The sequence below is a fragment of the Dongia sp. genome (genome assembly GCF_041906375.1).
In the GTDB taxonomy this organism is placed as follows: Bacteria; Pseudomonadota; Alphaproteobacteria; order Dongiales; family Dongiaceae; genus Dongia.
Genome location: NZ_JAYRJJ010000001.1, coordinates 206,608 through 222,552, shown reverse-complemented (window position 1 = coordinate 222,552; position 15,945 = coordinate 206,608). Strand labels below are relative to the sequence as shown.

General features: G+C 64.0%; 17 protein-coding genes. 7 read left to right on the top strand and 10 right to left on the bottom strand.

Annotation, left to right across the window (positions count from 1 at the left end):
- The first annotated feature begins 115 nt into the window (after nt 1-115).
- The 5 genes from pheA to ACE3OA_RS01045 all read left to right on the top strand — a co-directional run bounded on the left by pheA (nt 116) and on the right by ACE3OA_RS01045 (nt 5,075).
- Nucleotides 116-1,042 (top strand): chorismate mutase, encoded by a 927-nt coding sequence (pheA, locus tag ACE3OA_RS01065; protein ID WP_374306879.1) that lies wholly within the window; start codon nt 116-118, stop codon nt 1,040-1,042.
- A gap of 35 nt (nt 1,043-1,077) precedes the next feature.
- Nucleotides 1,078-2,178, top strand: a complete 1,101-nt coding sequence (gene hisC / locus ACE3OA_RS01060) for a histidinol-phosphate transaminase (RefSeq protein ID WP_374306877.1) — start codon at nt 1,078-1,080, stop codon at nt 2,176-2,178.
- On the top strand, nt 2,175-3,056 hold the full coding sequence (locus tag ACE3OA_RS01055) for a prephenate/arogenate dehydrogenase family protein (RefSeq protein ID WP_374306875.1): 882 nt from the start codon (nt 2,175-2,177) through the stop codon (nt 3,054-3,056). Before hisC ends, ACE3OA_RS01055 begins: the two co-directional genes overlap by 4 nt.
- Before the next feature lie 4 nt (nt 3,057-3,060).
- The gene (locus ACE3OA_RS01050) at nt 3,061-3,366 is read left to right on the top strand and encodes a chorismate mutase (RefSeq protein WP_374306873.1); all 306 of its coding nucleotides are present in this window, start codon (nt 3,061-3,063) and stop codon (nt 3,364-3,366) included.
- Between the two features lie 284 nt (nt 3,367-3,650).
- On the top strand, nt 3,651-5,075 hold the full coding sequence (locus ACE3OA_RS01045) for a homospermidine synthase (RefSeq protein ID WP_374306871.1): 1,425 nt from the start codon (nt 3,651-3,653) through the stop codon (nt 5,073-5,075).
- A gap of 193 nt (nt 5,076-5,268) precedes the next feature.
- On the opposite strand, the gene ACE3OA_RS01040 is transcribed toward ACE3OA_RS01045, so the two are convergent.
- The 9 genes from ACE3OA_RS01040 to ACE3OA_RS01000 all read right to left on the bottom strand — a co-directional run bounded on the left by ACE3OA_RS01040 (nt 5,269) and on the right by ACE3OA_RS01000 (nt 13,698).
- Nucleotides 5,269-6,183, bottom strand: a complete 915-nt coding sequence (locus ACE3OA_RS01040) for a DUF2125 domain-containing protein (RefSeq protein WP_374306869.1) — start codon at nt 6,181-6,183, stop codon at nt 5,269-5,271.
- A 10-nt stretch (nt 6,184-6,193) separates the two neighbouring features.
- Complete coding sequence (locus tag ACE3OA_RS01035; RefSeq protein WP_374306866.1) at nt 6,194-6,922, bottom strand: ABC transporter permease; 729 nt, start codon at nt 6,920-6,922, stop codon at nt 6,194-6,196.
- A gap of 19 nt (nt 6,923-6,941) precedes the next feature.
- Nucleotides 6,942-7,670, bottom strand: coding sequence for an ABC transporter permease (locus ACE3OA_RS01030; RefSeq protein WP_374306864.1), 729 nt, complete (start codon nt 7,668-7,670; stop codon nt 6,942-6,944).
- A 280-nt stretch (nt 7,671-7,950) separates the two neighbouring features.
- Nucleotides 7,951-8,751 (bottom strand): transporter substrate-binding domain-containing protein, encoded by an 801-nt coding sequence (locus ACE3OA_RS01025; RefSeq protein ID WP_374306862.1) that lies wholly within the window; start codon nt 8,749-8,751, stop codon nt 7,951-7,953.
- 402 nt (nt 8,752-9,153) lie between these two features.
- Nucleotides 9,154-10,335: a pyridoxal phosphate-dependent aminotransferase gene (locus tag ACE3OA_RS01020; protein WP_374306860.1), complete on the bottom strand. Its 1,182-nt coding sequence runs from the start codon at nt 10,333-10,335 to the stop codon at nt 9,154-9,156.
- A gap of 26 nt (nt 10,336-10,361) precedes the next feature.
- Nucleotides 10,362-11,282, bottom strand: coding sequence for a DMT family transporter (locus ACE3OA_RS01015; RefSeq protein WP_374306858.1), 921 nt, complete (start codon nt 11,280-11,282; stop codon nt 10,362-10,364).
- Nucleotides 11,283-11,411: 129 nt separating this feature from the next.
- Nucleotides 11,412-13,052 carry a tetratricopeptide repeat protein gene (locus ACE3OA_RS01010; protein ID WP_374306856.1) on the bottom strand — a complete coding sequence of 547 codons (1,641 nt, stop codon included), beginning with the start codon at nt 13,050-13,052 and terminating at the stop codon, nt 11,412-11,414.
- A 124-nt stretch (nt 13,053-13,176) separates the two neighbouring features.
- Nucleotides 13,177-13,458, bottom strand: coding sequence for a hypothetical protein (locus ACE3OA_RS01005; RefSeq protein ID WP_374306854.1), 282 nt, complete (start codon nt 13,456-13,458; stop codon nt 13,177-13,179).
- Nucleotides 13,459-13,479: 21 nt separating this feature from the next.
- Nucleotides 13,480-13,698, bottom strand: coding sequence for a hypothetical protein (locus tag ACE3OA_RS01000; RefSeq protein WP_374306852.1), 219 nt, complete (start codon nt 13,696-13,698; stop codon nt 13,480-13,482).
- Nucleotides 13,699-13,981: 283 nt separating this feature from the next.
- Between ACE3OA_RS01000 and ACE3OA_RS00995 the strand changes: the two genes are divergently transcribed.
- Nucleotides 13,982-14,872, top strand: a complete 891-nt coding sequence (locus ACE3OA_RS00995) for a CoA ester lyase (protein ID WP_374306850.1) — start codon at nt 13,982-13,984, stop codon at nt 14,870-14,872.
- Here ACE3OA_RS00995 and ACE3OA_RS00990 read toward each other — a convergent pair.
- Nucleotides 14,869-15,033: a hypothetical protein gene (locus tag ACE3OA_RS00990; RefSeq protein WP_374306848.1), complete on the bottom strand. Its 165-nt coding sequence runs from the start codon at nt 15,031-15,033 to the stop codon at nt 14,869-14,871. The genes ACE3OA_RS00995 and ACE3OA_RS00990 overlap by 4 nt on opposite strands.
- Nucleotides 15,034-15,246: 213 nt before the next feature.
- Here ACE3OA_RS00990 and ACE3OA_RS00985 point away from each other — a divergent pair, with 213 nt between their 5' ends.
- The gene (locus ACE3OA_RS00985) at nt 15,247-15,942 is read left to right on the top strand and encodes a Crp/Fnr family transcriptional regulator (protein ID WP_374306846.1); all 696 of its coding nucleotides are present in this window, start codon (nt 15,247-15,249) and stop codon (nt 15,940-15,942) included.
- The last annotated feature ends 3 nt before the right edge of the window (nt 15,943-15,945 follow it).

The following is a 15,945-nucleotide window of genomic DNA, read 5'->3' as shown; positions in this document are numbered from 1 at the left end:
TGCTTTTCCGGCGCTTGACGGCTATCACTGGGCCGCGGCCAGGCGCCTTCCGGGGACCCATCTTCGTGACCGGATGCCGGGCCATTCATCATGACTTGGGAGTGGTTCGGGGGACATGCAGGGGCCAAGTGGCACTGGGGACGGCACCGGGGATGAGCTGGTCCAACTGCGGCACAAGATCGACGCGGTCGACAACCAGCTGCACGATCTGCTGATGCAGCGGACGGAGTTGGCTGTGGCGGTCGGCGCTGCCAAGGCGGCGCGCCAGCCGGTCAGCGGCGATTCTCCCGCCGAAGGGGCGAAATTCATCAGGCCCGCCCGCGAAGCCAAGATCCTCCGCCGCCTCATTGCCCGCCACAAGGGCAAGCTGCCCAAGGCCGTCATCGTGCGCATGTGGCGCGAGATGATCTCGGCCCTCCTCCAGGTCGAAGGCCCCTTCGCGGTGGCCGTCTACGCCCCGCACGCCCAGCCGGGCTTCTGGGATCTGGCGCGCGACCATTACGGCAGCCGGGTCAAGATCATCACCTGCAGCCGCGTCGACCGGGCGCTCTCGGCCGTCATGGACGGGTCGGCGACGGTCGCGGTCTTGCCGTTCCCGCGCGAGGACGATAGCGGCCCCTGGTGGCGCCGTCTGGTCGGTTCCGCGCAGCTTCCCCATGTCATCGCCAGGCTGCCCTTCGGCGATCCCGGCAACCAGCGCAATCCGGACCTGCAGGCGCTCGTCGTCGGCCGGACGCCCACCGAGCCCACCGACCGCGACCATTCGCTGCTGGTTCTCGAGGCACCGGAACCGGTCAGCCGCTCGACCCTGCGGCAGGCCCTGGCCGGCGTCGGCCTCACCACCAGCTTCATCCATGGCGGCCGCGACAACCAGGATTCCGACCTCAACCTGGTCGAGGTGGCAGGCTATGTCGATGCCAGCGACCCGCGCCTGCAGCTGGCGGCGAGCGGCCTTGGCAAGGATGCAAGGCTCCATAGCATCGGCTCCTATGCCGAACCGCTCACCAGCGAAGAATTGGCCGACGAGCCGGCCGATCACTGAAAATCTGGCGCCCACTGCGCCGTGGAGTAGAGACCATGACCCTCACCGTTCGCCCCGGAATCCTCGACATCGCCGCCTATGTGCCGGGCGAGCATGACCTGCCGGGTTCCGGCCCCATCTACAAGATGTCGTCGAATGAGAGTGCACTGGGCGCCAGCGCGCTCGCCATGGACGCCTACGCCCGAGGTGCGGCTGAACTTCACCGCTATCCCGACGGCGCCAGCCACCATCTGCGCGCAGCCCTTGCCCGCGAGGTAGGCGGCAAGGAAGAGGAGATCATCTGCGGCACCGGGTCGGATGACATCCTGGTGCTGATCACCCGCGCCTATGCCGGCCCCGGCGACGAGGTGCTTTATTCGCGCCACGGCTTCCTCATCTATCCCATCGCCGCGCAATCGGTCGGCGCCACCCCCGTGACGGCGCCGGAAAAGGACCTCACCACCGATGTCGACGCGCTGTTGGCGGCCGTAACGCCCCGGACGAAGATCTGCTTCGTCGCCAACCCGAACAATCCCACCGGCAGCTACATCCCGGCATCCGAGATGAAGCGCCTGCGCGAGGGCCTGCCGCAGAATGTGCTGCTGGTGATCGATGCGGCCTATGCCGAATATGTCGATAAGCCCGACTACACCGATGGTGCCGAGCTGGTAAAGGCATATGACAACGTCATCATGTCCAGGACCTTCTCCAAGATCTACGGCCTCGCCGCCCTGCGCCTCGGCTGGGCCTATGGCAACAAGTCGATCATGGACGTGCTGCACCGTATCCGCGGCGTCTTCAACGTGGCAGCCCCGGCGCAGTTGGCCGGTGTCGCGGGCCTCGCCGACATCGATCACGTCAAGCGCTCCAAGGCGCATAACGATTACTGGCTGCCCTGGTTCGTGAACGAGGTGAAGCGCATCGGCCTGCACCCCTATCCGTCCGTCGGCAATTTCCTGCTGGTGCGCTTTCCCTCGGACCCGAAACTGAATGCCGATGCGGCCGAGAAACTCCTCAAGAGCCGCCGCGTGCTGGTCAGGAAGATGGGCGCCTATGGCCTTGCCGATTGCCTGCGCATCACCATCGCCGAGGAAGCGGCCCTGAAGGCCTGCGCGCAAGGTCTCGCCGATTTCGTCGCTGGAGCGGCCACGCAATGACGGATCCTCTTTTTCAGCGCATCGCCTTCATCGGCATCGGCCTCATCGGCTCATCGCTCGCCCGCGCCATCGCGGAGCAGAAACTGGCCGGTGAAGTCGCCATCTTCGACGCCAGCGCCGAGGCCCGCGCTGTCGCCGCCGAACTGAAGCTCGGGGACGTTTCGGAGACGCTGGCCGGCGCCGTCGCGGGGGCCGACCTCGTCATCATCGCAACACCGATCGGCGCCTATGCTGATCTCGGTCCCGCCCTCGCCCCGCATTTGAAACCTGGCGCCATCCTCACCGATGTGGGCTCGGTCAAGCAGGCGGTCATCCGCGATCTTGGGCCCCATGTGCCGGAGGGCGTCCATTTTATCCCCGGCCACCCGCTCGCCGGCACCGAGCATTCCGGCCCGCGCGCCGGCTTTGCCGAGCTCTTCAAGGGCCGCTGGGCGATCGTGACACCCGTCGCCGGCACCGACCCGGCGGCGACCGAAAAGCTCAAGGCCTTCTGGTCCGGCGTCGGCTCGATGGTCGAGGTGATGGAACCCAGCCATCACGACCAAGTGCTGGCCATCACCTCGCACCTGCCGCACCTCATCGCCTACACGATCGTCGACACGGCGACGCAGCTCGAGACCTCGACCCAGTCGGAAGTCATCAAGTTTTCCGCCACGGGATTTCGCGACTTCACGCGTATAGCTGCGTCGGATCCGACGATGTGGCGTGACATCTTCCTCAACAACCGCGAGGCGGTGCTGGAAATCCTCGGCCGCTTCACCGAGGATCTCACTGCCATGCAGCGCGCGATCCGCTGGGGCGACGGCGACAAGCTGTTCGACGTCTTCAGCCGCACCCGCGCCGTCCGCCGCGCCATCATCGACGCGAAGCAAGCGTGAACCGATGAACGCCCGCCGCAAGACCTGCAGCAGCATGGCAGAGGTCCGTGCCGAGATCGACGCGCTCGACCGCCAGATCGTGGCGCTGCTCGCCGACCGCCTGCACTTCATCGGCGAGGCCGCGCGCATCAAGGCCAGCCGCGACGCCGTGCGCGACGAACCGCGGATCGAGGATGTGGTGGCCAAGGTGCGCGCAAGCGCCGCGGCCGCAGGAATGAATCCCGACTTCATCGAACCGCTCTATCGCGACCTCATCGATCGCTCGATCAACCACGAATTCGTCGAATTCGACCGGCTGCACAAATCGTAAAAGATTCCGCCAATCTCGTTCGTCATGCCCGGGCCAAGCCCGGGGATGACGGTCGGCGTGAACGGCCCTGATAGCGCACGCATTCGGCTCCTCGCCGAACCACACACCGCGCCCTGTAAAATTCACTTGCGAGTCCGGCCGATTTTCCGTAAGTGCCGAGGTTCGGGGCTATTTGGTCGACAATCCCGCGCTCGTGGCGCCACCCGGGGACACTCATGGGGGCAAAGCCGGCTGCGCTGAATGACGCAGCAGTACTGACCGCCATTTCTACGAACATGAGGAATATGATGGCAAAGTTTCCCTTCAAGGGCCGCATTGTAATGATTGGCTATGGCTCGGTCGGCCGGTGCACGATGCCGCTGATCGAGCGTCACTTCGACATGCCTTTGAGCCGCGTCACGGTGGTCGACGGTCATGACCATTCCGAGGATGCCGCGCGCTTCATCGAGAAGGGTGTCAATTACATCGTCGAGCCGTTGCACGAGAACAATTACACCAAGGTGCTGGCGAAGAATCTGTCGAAGGGCGATCTCCTGATCAATCTGTCGGTCGAGGTCGATTCCCTGGCGCTCATCGCCTGGTGCCAGAAGCAGGGTGTGCTCTATATCGACACCTGCATCGAACCCTGGGCCAATTACTACGACAATACCGCCATTCCCGAAGAGCAGCGGACCAACTATTTTCTGCGGTACCGCGCCCTGGAAGCAGCGAAGAAATTCCCCAAGAACGGCCCCTCGGCCCTGCTCACGCATGGCGCCAATCCGGGCCTCATCACCCATTTCATCAAGCAGGGTGTCCTCGACATCGCGCGCATGCGCGGCCTCAAATTCTCGAAGCCGAAAAGCCGCGAGGATTGGGCCAGGCTGATGCGCGATTGCGGCGTCAAGGTCATCCATGTGGCCGAGCATGATCTGCAGGTCACCGACGTGCCGAAGATGCCGGGCGAGTTCGTCAACACCTGGTCGATTCCCGGCTTCGTCGGCGAAGGCTGCCAGCCGGCCGAGCTCGGCTGGGGCACGCATGAGAAGAAGCTGCCCGAAAACGCGGTCGAGCACAAAGTGGGCTCGAAGGCCGCGATTTACTTGCGCCAGCCGGGCTGCACCACCGAGGTCAGGTCCTGGACGCCGCATGGCGGGCCGATGATCGCCTATCTCATCACCCACGGTGAATCGGTCACCACCGCCGACTATTTCACCGTGACCGAGAAGGGCAAGGCGGTCTACCGCCCGACCGTGCATTATGCCTATCACCCCTGCGACGACGCCGTGCTTTCGGTGCGCGAGTTCCAGGAAAAGAACTTCACCATGCAGAAGGACGTTCGCCTGCTGGGCGAAGAGATCGTCGAGGGCATCGACGAGCTGGGCGCCCTGCTGATGGGCGATTTCGGCGCCTATTGGTACGGCTCGCAGCTCTCGATCCACGAAGCGCGCCGCATCATGGGCCCGGAATACAACGCCACTTCGCCGCAGATCGCCTCGCCGGTTCTGGCCGGTGCCATGTGGCTCATTGAGAACCCGAACCGTGGCGTCGTCGAGCCGGAAGAAATCGACCACGACTACATCCTCGACATCTGCCGCCCGTATCTCGGACCGGTGGTCGGCTGCTACACCGATTGGACGCCCCTCAAGGACCGCAACGTCCTCTTCAAGGAAGCCAATCTGGATCTCACCGACCCGTGGCAGTTCGAGAACTTCCGCGTGCGGCGGTAAGCCCCCTCACCCCAACCCCTCTCCCCGCAAGCGGGGCGAGGGGCTTTTTGCCCGCACTCGATCGTCACTCCCTCGCCCCGCGACAGCGGGGAGAGGGCCGGGGTGAGGGGTTCGAGCAATCAAATTCGATACGAAAAAGGCCCGCTCTTCGGAGCGGGCCTTTTCTTTAACGCGCCCACCTAAGCAGAGCGCCTTACCAGCGCAAGGCCGGCAGCCTGGCGAGCTTGACCGGGCCCAGCCACACATGACCTTGCTGCAGGCTGAGGCTGACACTGACCGTGGGTTTGCCCGCCGCGTCGGGCTTGGCGAGGCCATCGGCCATCAGGCGGGCGGTCTTCGCCGAACGGGCGTCAATCATGCCGTCCTGCTCAAGGAGCAGAACCGTATCGGTGAGGCCATGGGCGGTAATGGTGAGGGCGCCCAGCGGCTGCAGCAGCTCGTCGAGCGCCAGGGTTCCCTCGCCAGTGAGATCGAGCGGTGCCTGCGCGAAACTGAAATGCTTCAGTTCCAGCACGCCGCCGGTCGCCGCCCAGGCGGCGACGGCGTCCTGCAGGCTGGCCCCTTGTGCGACCGGTCCCATGATCGCCCCTTGCGCCGCCAAGGTCTCGATCGGCCCCGCCGTCACGGCGCGCTGGCCGGCAGGCAGAGTCACTTGGGCAGCGGATATGTCAAAGCCCAGGAACGGCTGGTGATAATCGGCGGGCGGTGTTTTCGGGATGTCGATGCTGCCCCCGGCCGCGCCAGCGCGATAGGCGCCTTGCGCGCCGGTGAGCGAGAGATCGCGCGCAGCGAAGATCACATGATTGAGGTTCCAGGGCCGGATCTCGGCCACCGCAGAGCCAGCTGTCACCGACAGCGGCGCATCGCCCTGGATGGTGAGGGTGGCCGCACCGAAATCGCGCCGGAAGGCCAAGGGAAAGCCGCCGATCGATCCATCGGCGATCGTGACCGCGTTGCCGGCAGCGCGCTGCTGCGCCACCCATTCCACGATCCCAGCCTGCAGCTTCGCCGCCACGAAGAACCAGTAACCGGCATAGGCACCCCCCAGGATCAGAACCAGGATCAGGATCAGAACCGGGCCCGGGCCGAGATAGGCAGGCAACTTCACGCTTTCACATTCATGCTTGTGCCGCCGCCGGGCGGCCCGAGGCCGGGATCGCCATGCGGTCCTTGTTGAGCTTGCGCTCGAACCAGTTGAGGCCGCGCGTGAGGAAATAGACCGTGACGAAATAGACGATGCCGGCACCGATCAAGGTATCGTAGACGCGATAGGTGTCGACGCGGATCGTCGTCGCCGTGCCCATCACCTCATAGACCGTGACCAGCGAGGCGATCGAGGTGGCCTTGAGGAGCAGGATCGTCTCCGAGCTCATGGTGGGCAGGCAGATGCGCACGGCGCGCGGCAGGGTGATGCGCCAGAACACCTGGAAGCGGCTCATGCCGAAGGCCCGCGCCGCCTCGATCTCGCCATGCGGCACGGCGAGGATAGCACCGCGCAGGATCTCGCCGGTATAGCCCGCCGTGTTCAGCGAGAGCGCGAAGATGGCGTAATAGATGCCGTCCTTGAGGAACGGGTAGCCGCGCATCATCCAGCCGGGGATGAGCTGGCCAAGGCCGTAATAGATGAAATAGAGCTGAATGAGGAACGGCGTGCCGCGCATCATGAAGATGAAGACGCGGGCCGGAACCCACAGCAGCGGGTTGGGCGAAAGGCGCGCCACCGCCACCGGCACGGCGAAGATATTGCCGATGACGCTCGACGAGATGGTGAGCAGCAGTGTGAGCGGCAGCGCCCAGAGGAGCTGCGGCATCACTTCAGTGATCATATAGATCGGATCGAATTTCATGTTTGATCTCTCCCGGCCGTCAGGCGCGCCGAACGCCGCGATTGGCGCGCTTCTCGAGACGGCCGGTGACATACATCGAAATGCCCGACACGATCATGAAGACGATCGCGGTCATCCCGAAATAGAAGATGAAATGCTTGGTCTGGTTGGCAGCACCCCGCCCCACCGACATGATGTCGCCGACCGCCGCCACGACGCTGACGAAGGCGCTGTCCTTGGTGATGTTGAGCCATTGGTTGCCGAGGCCGGAAATGGAATAGCGGATCATCTGCGGCAGGATGATGCGGATGAAGCGCCGCGGTCCATGCATGCCGAAGGCCTTCGCTGCCTCGATCTGCCCCTTGGGCACCGCCTGGATACCGCCCCGGAGCACGTCAGTGAGATAGGCGCCGTAGATGATGCCCAGCGCCGAGATGACGGCGCCGAAGGGATTGATCTCAACGCCGCGCTCGGCGAGGCCCAGCCCCACCAGCACGCTGGAGAGGGTCGAGGTACCGGCGTAGAAAATGAGGATGATGAGGAGAAGTTCCGGCACCGACCGGACCACGGTCGTATAAACCTCGCCAACCCGGTTGAGGGCCTTCACATGGCAGAGCTTGGCCCAGGCGCCCAGCATGCCGATGCCGAAGGCGATCGTATAGGCGCAGGCCGAAATGAAGAGCGTGATATAGACGCCCCGAAAGAACTCGTCACCATAGCCTGCGTCCCCCCAGGCTAGGCTTGACCATAAGGATTGTTCTGCCGCCAAAGCTGGCCCCCTCGTAAAACCCTGTTCCCTAAACTGGCCGGTTTTCCCGGCTCATGGCTTGGCCGGATGGTACCCCCCCGACGCGGCCCGCAGCAATACCGCATTGCGCCAATTTCTCAAGTCGTCATGCCTGATATCTTACTTATTCACCCCAGTATCTCACGTCGTCATCCCCGAGCTTGACCCGGGGATGACGGAATGGAAGGGCGCCAATGCCCCCAAAGCAAAACCGCCCGGTCCATCCGGACCGGGCGGTCTGTCACGTGACGTCTCTCCAGCCTTAGAAGGTCGGCTTAATCAGCATGCCGGTCAGTTCCGGATACTTGGCGGTGATCTCGTCATACTTGCCGCTGGTGACGACTTCCTTGATGGCGGCATTGAGCAGATCGAGCGTGGCCTGGTCGTCCTTGCGGACGGCGGCACCCACACCTTCACCCATGATCGGGTCCTGCGGCACGACGGCCTTTTCTTCGTAATCCTTGCCCGCATCCGACTGCATGAACGGGGCCAGGGTCGAACGGCCTTCCTGCACGTAGTCGACGCGGCCGGCGGCGAGATCGGCGAGAGCCGTGTCGAGACCGTCATAGGTCTTGATCTCGGCGGCGGAGCCGAAGCGCTTCTGCAGGAACTTCGAATGGATCGTGGCGTTCTGCGCGCCCATGATCTTGCCGCTCATCGATTCCGGCTTGTCGAAATCGATCTTGGTCGTGTCCGACTTCGGGCCGATGATGATGGTGGTCGAGTCATAATAGAAATGCGTGAAGTTCACCTGCTGCTTGCGATCGTCGTTGATCGTCATCGAGGCGAAGATGAAGTCGATCTTGCCTTCCTGCAGCGCCGGGATGATTCCGTCCCAAGCGGTCGGGAAAAGTTCGCACTTGATCTTCGCTGCTTCGCAGACGGCCATGGCGAGATCGACTTCCCAGCCGGTCCACTTGCCGCTGGTGTCCTTGGTGGCGAACGGCGGATAGTCGGTCTGGTCCATGCCGACCTTGTAAACCTTGTCCTGCGCCTGGGCGCTGACGGACATGACCGCCAAGACGACGCCGGCGACGAGGCTCCCAAACAAGCTCTTTTTCATGATAGTTCCCTGGTCAAAGTTGCCCTGTTTCAACAGGATGACACCGATACCTGCTCTCTGCCGTCCCGCTGGCCGTTCTTCTGTCGACCGTTAGGCGGGGGGTGGATCGGCTGTGCCAAAGACTAGCATAAGAAAATCCGGCTTGGGTAGCCGCGATACAGGCGTCAAATAGACAATTCCGCGTGAGAAAGGCCTGTGATTGGCCGGCGTTCACCCTCGAATCGCCGGGAAGTGTTGCGCATCCGAAGCCCCCTCACCCCACCCCCTCTCCCCAAAGGGGCGAGGGGCTTGTTTCCGAGACTTGCGTGAACCTCCCTCGCCCCGCGCCGCCGACGAAGGTCGGCATTCGCCTCCCAGCGGGGAGAGGGTCGGGGTGAGGGGGCTTTTGAAGACCCTCGGCGCTCACGCCTTGCCGAGAAATGCCTCGAACCGGTCCATGGCCAGGGACAGGCGCTCGTTCGACTGGGCATAGCAGAGTCGCAAGTACCCCTCGCCGCCGGCGCCGAAGGCGGTTCCCGGCGCCAGCCCGACGCGCCCCTCGACCACCAGCCGCTTGCAGAAATCGAGCGCGCTGCCTGGGTCCTTGCCGAGTTCGGCCACCTGCAGCATCAGGTAGAAGGAGGCATCGGCCGGGATGACCCGGACCCGGTTCATGCCGGCCAATCGCTCCAGCACCAGATCGCGGCCGCTTTTGCAGCGCGCCACCATCCACTTGACCCAATCCTCGCCTTCCGTGACCGCCTTGACGCAGGCCGCCTGCAGGAAGGGCTGGCCGCCCGAGGTGTTGAATTCGATCAGCCGCTCCATCGGCGTCACTGCCGCCTTCGGCATGACCATCCAGCCCATGCGCCAGCCGGTCATGGCCCAGGTCTTGGAGAAGGAATTGACGACGAAGACCGGGTCGTCAGGTCCAGCGATCTCCAGGAAGGAGGGGGCGACGGCGGTGGTGTAGACGAGGCGGTTATAGACCTCGTCGGCAACAAGCGCGATGCCGCGGGCGCGGCAGAAATCCAGCAGCGCCCTGCGCTGGCCTTCCGGCATGATCCAGCCGGTGGGATTGCCGGGCGAGGCCACATAGATGGCGCGCGTGCGGCCATCGCAGGCCGCGAACAGCTTATCGAGGTCGAGATGCCAGCCGTCGCCCTCGCCCGTCATGGCGACCTGGCGCGGTTCGCCGCCCATGATCTCCACGGCGCGGAAGATGTTCGGCCAGACCGGCGTCACGCAGACCATGTTGTCGCCGGCGCCGATGAGCGACTGCACGATCAGCATCATCGCATTCATGCCGCTGGAGGTGACGGCGATGCGGTCCTCGGTCAGCTCCACCCCATAGAGACGGCGATGATAGTCGATGAGCGCCTGGCGCAGTTCCGGAATGCCGCGCTTGTAGGTGTAGAAGGTCTTGCCTTCCTGCAGCGCCTCGGCTGCCGCGTCGCAGATGAATTTGGTGGTCGGCAGATCACCCTCGCCCACCCACAGGCCCACCACGTCGGGGACGGTGAAGCCCATTTTCCACACATCGACGATCTGCGAATCCTCGAGCTTTTCGATGGCGGGTCGGAGATGCAAGGAAGCAGCGCTCATGTCTGTTCGGGCCTTCAACTGGTGGGCTATCGGGTTGACTGCGGCTGCGGCACCGGAGCGTCGCGCCGTTCGGCTTCACGCGGGCGCCACAGTACCAAAAGATTGCCGGACAGTACCAAAGCAAAGCCCATTCCCGCCAGGGGCGACCATTGATAGCCTTCGAGCAGGGTCGAGAGCGTCAGGGCCACCACCGGGAACATGACGCTGGTATAGGCGGCGCGGGCGGCGCCGATGCGCTGCACCAGCTGCAGATAGCAGCCAAAGCCGATCACGGTCGCAAAGAGGGCAAGACTGATGAGCGAGATCGTATAGGCCGGACGCGGGTCGTAGTTGAAGGCGGCACCCGCCGCCAGTGCGAAGCCGACGCAGAACAACGCGCCGAAGCTCATGCCGATGGTGTTCGATTCGAGCACCGGAACGGCCAGCGCCTTCAACCGCACCGACACCATGTTGCCGAGCGAGGCGAGATAGGTCGCCAGCAAGGAAAGGCCCAGCCCCAAAGCCGGTTCGGCGCCGAACCCGCTCTGGCTCAGTTCCGGGTAGAAGACCAGGCAGAGGCCCGCCAGCCCGACCAATGCCGCGACGAATGCGCGCCGGTCGATCCTCTGCCGGAAGATGAGGGCGAGGTTGAGGATGTTCATGACCGACATGGTCGAGAAGCAGACGGCAAGCAGCCCGCTCACCAGATGGCTCCCGGCGAAATAGAACAGGATGTAATTGCCGCAGAAGAGGCACATGCCCTGCACCGCCATCAGGAGCAGGACGCGGCCCGGAAAGCGCAGCGATCTGCGGGTAAGCGCGCAATAGCCGAGCAGGATCACCGCCGACAGCAGGAAGCGATAGGCCAGCGACACCTGCGGCGCCACCACACCCAATTGCTGCTCGATGCCGTACCAGGACGAACCCCAGATGGCGATGACGATCGTATAAAGGGCCCAGACGGGCATGGCGGTTGGCTCCCCAAACGGAAGCGTCGACGCTAGTTCCGCATCCCAGCCCGTACAATCATCGATACGGCATGACGGTCATGCGGGGAATTGTCTGGAGACAATATGCCCGTCCTTTCAGCTCTGCCGTCACCCGACCAGGTTGAAGAAGATCCGCGTATTGTCGTAGCCGGCAGCGAGCCTCAGGCGGTCGCCGGGTTTCACCGCGACAGGCTGTTTGAAGAACTGCGCCGCCTGCTTCCAGTGATTGGTGCGGGCATGGCTGTCGGAGTGGTAGACGACGTCGCCGAACATGTGGAGATCGAACCAGAAGGCAACGCCATGGCAGAGGCCCGCTTCGGTCACGGGCACCGTCAGGCGATGGCTGTCCATTTCCTTCATGTCGATGCGGAAATCGAAATCGAGAGCCGCGAAGCGGTCGGAGAGGCGCCGGTGCGGGTCGCTCGCGAAATCGATCACGGCATAGCCCGGCGAGCGGAAGCGATCCATCACCGACATGTCGAAGCCGGCGATCTCGCCCACCGGATTGACGCGCGCCAGATGCTCGCATTCTAGCAGGACACCATAGACGGTGGCGGCTTCCGGCACGATCCGCCCTTCGGGCTTCACCAGGTTTTCGCGCGCATGGCGGATGATCGGCAGCATGTTGGGTGCCAGCATGCCGACATTGATCAGTTCGGAGACGAAGAGATCCGCCTTTTCCGGCAAATCCTCGCCGAGGCGCAGCTGGGTCGACTTCTTGGTGATGACGTTGATCCTGTCGGCAAAGCCGTTCCTGGCGACGATCTCGCGCGCGGCATCGGCCATAACCGGCAATACCTCGCAGGTCACCACCTGGCCCGCCCCCGCCCGCGCCGCCATCATCGAAACGATGCCGGAGCCGGTGCCGATCTCCAGCACCAGATCGCCGGGACGGATGGCGCGCTCGAGCGCCAGATTGTAGGCAATGTTGCGCTCGTCATCATTGATCATCGGAATGTGCCAGGCCGGCACCATGCTCGACAATTGCAGGCGGAGCGCGAAATTAAGATCGTCATCGTCGGGTACTTCGGCAAGGCCGGCATGGATGACCGTCATCGCCTCATCGGGCTTCTGCTGGTCATGCAGCGCCTGCGCCAGCGAGGCATAGGCCGGGGCGCATTTCGGATCGAGGCGCAGCGCCTCGCGGAAGCAGGCTTCCGCTTCCGGCATCTGGTCCAGCTGATAGAGGATCTCGCCGGCATTGAAATGCGCGTCGACGAAGGTGGGGTCGTGCAGTATCGCCTCGCGAAAGCAGATCAACGCCTTGTCGAACTGTCCGCGCCGCTTGATGGCGATACCCAGATTGTTGATCGCCGCCACCAGCACGGGCGGCGTGATGAGGGCTTGGCGAAAGGCGATCTCCGCCTCTTCCACCCGGTCGAGGCGCAGCAGGGCATTGCCCAGATTGTTCCAGGCCATGCCGTCGTCGCTCTTCAACTGCGTGGCACGCCGGAAGCTCATCTCAGCGTCGCCATTGCGGCCGACCGAATAGAGCAGCGCGCCCCGGCTGTTGTGAAACTGCGCCTGGTCGGGCCCGATGGCGATGGCCCGGTCGATAAGATCAAGCGCCTGTTCCGGCGCCGCGCCACCCTGGAACCCGATGACGCCCAGAAGATGCAGGGCGTCGGCATTGTCAGGCTCGCGCTCGACCAGTTCGGCGCAGATGGCGCTGGCATCGGCGAGGCGACCTTCCTCAATGGCGACCATCACCGGTTCGATCGATTGTGCCCGTTCCTCGGCGGATTTCATGATGCGGCCTTCTGCTTGCCCAAACTGCTTAACCAGCGATATTGGCCGGCAGTCTAACGTGCAGAATCGGGCCAGCGCCAGTTTTGGCGCGCCTTCAGACCGGATGGGGCTGGAACGGGGGCCTTCAGGCGAGGATATCGATCAGCGAGCCACGCCCGGCCGGCAGGCCGTTGCGGCCGCTGGGAATGTTGCCCGAGCTGCTGTCGAGCGACGGCGCGGCGGGCGCCTCCGGCGCGCTTGGGGCGGTGCCGGAAACCTGCTTGGCGGCACTCACCGCCTGGTTCAGCAGATTGATGACTGTCTGATCCTGCTTCTGCTGCCCGCGGATACCCGACAAGGCGGCCTGCTGGCCACGCTGGGCGCTGGCAATCTGGGAAGCGGCAAAACCGGCGGCTGCGACGTCCATTCTCTGATCCTGAATCGAGCGTTAGGCGGTAATGTTGAGGAGGGCCTGGGTGTTCTCGTTCTCGGTCCGGATGACCGCGGCATTCGCCTTGAAGCTGGTGGCAGCAAGGCTCAGCGACACGATATCCTGCGGATCGGTCGACCCTTCGGCGATGTTCTGCGCCGTGTTCTCAATATCCGTCTGGGCCTTTTTGAGGCCTTCGACAGCCGTGCTGATGGCGCTGGATGTTGTGATTTCCATGGTCACCTCCCTGGCCGCAGCGTTGCGACCACTTATTCGACGTAGGCGGCAACATACCCCAAACCGCTTAAAAATTCGTTTCTTTTCGACGCCGAGAGGCCTCAATCTTCAGAATGGTTAACAAGTTGTCAATTTTCGGCGCGCCGGCGGGTCCTGGACTAAGGTCGCAGCATCCCCGCAGTTTTACCGCTTGGCAGTTTTACCGCTTGATCGAAAATTTCAAAGCTTGTTAGCATCTGCAGCAACAATTGCTTTTCCCGAATTCAAGGACGTTCCGCCGACCATGCCCATTCGCCCCCGCCGCTCGGTCCTCTATCTCCCCGCCAGCAATGCGCGCGCACTGGAAAAGGCGCGCAGCCTGCCGGCCGATGCGCTGATCCTCGATCTCGAGGATGCCGTGGCGCCGGAAGCCAAGGAAACCGCGCGGGCGCAGCTGGTCGATGCTTTAAAGGTGGGCGGTTTCGGCAAGCGCGAGGTCGTCGTCCGCGTCAACGCGCTGGAAACACCCTGGGGCCATGACGATGTGGCGGCGGTCGCCAAGCTCGGCGCCGATGCGCTCCTGTTCCCGAAGATCAACACGGCCCAGGACGTGCTGGACGCCGTGGCCGCGCTCGATGCCGCCGGTGCCCCGGCAGATCTCCCCGTCTGGATCATGGCGGAAACGCCGCGCTGCATCATGGGCATGGATGCCATCGCCGGCGCCAGCCCGCGCCTCGCCTGCCTGGTGGCGGGAACGTCCGATCTCAGCCGCGATCTGCGCGCCCGCCCGGCACCGGGGCGCATCGGCGTCATCTCGGCCCTTTCCATCATCGTCATCGCGGCGCGCGCCCATGGGCTCGACGCGCTCGACGGCGTGCATCTCGACATGAATGACGATGCGGGCTATGCGGCGGCCTGCGAGCAGGGCCGCGATCTCGGCTTCGACGGCAAGACGCTGATCCATCCCAAGCAGATCCCCGCCGCCAACGCTGCCTTTGCCCCGGGACCGGCGGAAGTCGAACAGTCCAAGGCCATCGTCGCCGCTTGGGCCGAAGCCCGCGCGCAGGGGAAAGGCATCTGCGTCCTCAACGGCAAGCTCATCGAAAAGCTGCATGTCGAGGATGCCGAACGCCTGTTGCTGCTCCATGCCGCCATTCGGGAATTGAGCGAGGGCGGCGCTTCGGCCGCCGCTTAGTCCTTCCCGCCGATGCGGTCGACGCAGCCCACCTGCTGCAGCTTGTTCACCTGGTTGTAAGCGCCAAGGTCATAGGCGCGGGGTGCGGCGCAGGCGCTCAAGCTGCCGGCGATCAGCGCCAAGGCCGACAATGTCTTGATGTGCTTCAGAAAAGTCGTCATCGCGAAACTCCTTGAACCAGGGCGGGGGCGATCGGGTCGACTGACCGGAAACGAGATCCCGCATGCCTTCCGCCCTTAACCTGGGGGTTCCTTTCGGTTAGGTTGTGAACCGTTTCACAGGAGGCCTTCATCGCCAGCACCCCCCATAGCGGTTCCTCAGATGCCGGAACGCCCTCCGCTGCCGGAGCCCTGGGCGGCCTAGCCGCATTGCCGGTGCGCGCCCAGTTGCTGGGGAAGAGCTTCCTCTTCCGCGGCCTCGAGGCCGGCTTGCTGGAACGCGTGGCGCGCCTTTGCCAGCCGCGGCGCCTTTCCGTCGGCGAGACCTTGTTCTGGGAAGATGAGCCGGCCGACGCGCTTTATGGTGTCGCCAAGGGACTTGTCCGCATCTGGGTGCATGGTCCGGACGGGCGGGAACTGACGCTCAATCTGATGGAGAGCGGCGATTTCTTCGGCGAGATCGCCCTCCTCGACGGTCTGCCGCGCACGGCCAGCGCCTCGGCCCTGGCCGATACCGAGATGTTGAGCGTGCCGCGAGCGGCTTTCCTTGAGCTGATGGGCAAGGAGCCCAAGCTCGCGCTCCACATCATCGAATTGCTGTGCGAGCGGCTGCGGCACAACACCGACCGCATCCGCGATGCCGCCTTCCTCGATCTCGGCACGCGCCTAGCGAAGACTTTGGAAGCGCTGGCGCTGGGCCATGGCGAAGACGGGCCCGAGGGCATCCTCATCACCGCCAAGCTCAATCAGAGCGAACTGGCGCAATTGCTGGGCGTCACCCGCGAAGCGGTGAACAAGCAGTTGAAGCAGTTCACCCAGGAGGGACTCATCGCCACCAAGGGCAGCCGCATCCTGGTGCGCGACCGCGCCGCCTTGTCGGAACGCGGCAAGGTCAAGGAAGAGAGTGCTTAAGGT

What these genes read in the sequence shown, in the direction of transcription:
- ACE3OA_RS01015 (WP_374306858.1), bottom strand. Translation starts at nt 11,282, where the DNA reads ATGCCCGTCTGGGCCCTTTATACGATCGTCATCGCCATCTGGGGTTCG.
- ACE3OA_RS01045 (WP_374306871.1), top strand. Translation starts at nt 3,651, where the DNA reads ATGATGGCAAAGTTTCCCTTCAAGGGCCGCATTGTAATGATTGGCTAT.
- ACE3OA_RS01000 (WP_374306852.1), bottom strand. Translation starts at nt 13,698, where the DNA reads ATGGAAATCACAACATCCAGCGCCATCAGCACGGCTGTCGAAGGCCTC.
- ACE3OA_RS01055 (WP_374306875.1), top strand. Translation starts at nt 2,175, where the DNA reads ATGACGGATCCTCTTTTTCAGCGCATCGCCTTCATCGGCATCGGCCTC.
- ACE3OA_RS01020 (WP_374306860.1), bottom strand. Translation starts at nt 10,335, where the DNA reads ATGAGCGCTGCTTCCTTGCATCTCCGACCCGCCATCGAAAAGCTCGAG.
- pheA (WP_374306879.1), top strand. Translation starts at nt 116, where the DNA reads ATGCAGGGGCCAAGTGGCACTGGGGACGGCACCGGGGATGAGCTGGTC.
- ACE3OA_RS01050 (WP_374306873.1), top strand. Translation starts at nt 3,061, where the DNA reads ATGAACGCCCGCCGCAAGACCTGCAGCAGCATGGCAGAGGTCCGTGCC.
- ACE3OA_RS01010 (WP_374306856.1), bottom strand. Translation starts at nt 13,052, where the DNA reads ATGAAATCCGCCGAGGAACGGGCACAATCGATCGAACCGGTGATGGTC.
- hisC (WP_374306877.1), top strand. Translation starts at nt 1,078, where the DNA reads ATGACCCTCACCGTTCGCCCCGGAATCCTCGACATCGCCGCCTATGTG.
- ACE3OA_RS00995 (WP_374306850.1), top strand. Translation starts at nt 13,982, where the DNA reads ATGCCCATTCGCCCCCGCCGCTCGGTCCTCTATCTCCCCGCCAGCAAT.
- ACE3OA_RS01025 (WP_374306862.1), bottom strand. Translation starts at nt 8,751, where the DNA reads ATGAAAAAGAGCTTGTTTGGGAGCCTCGTCGCCGGCGTCGTCTTGGCG.
- ACE3OA_RS00990 (WP_374306848.1), bottom strand. Translation starts at nt 15,033, where the DNA reads ATGACGACTTTTCTGAAGCACATCAAGACATTGTCGGCCTTGGCGCTG.
- ACE3OA_RS01035 (WP_374306866.1), bottom strand. Translation starts at nt 6,922, where the DNA reads ATGAAATTCGATCCGATCTATATGATCACTGAAGTGATGCCGCAGCTC.
- ACE3OA_RS01005 (WP_374306854.1), bottom strand. Translation starts at nt 13,458, where the DNA reads ATGGACGTCGCAGCCGCCGGTTTTGCCGCTTCCCAGATTGCCAGCGCC.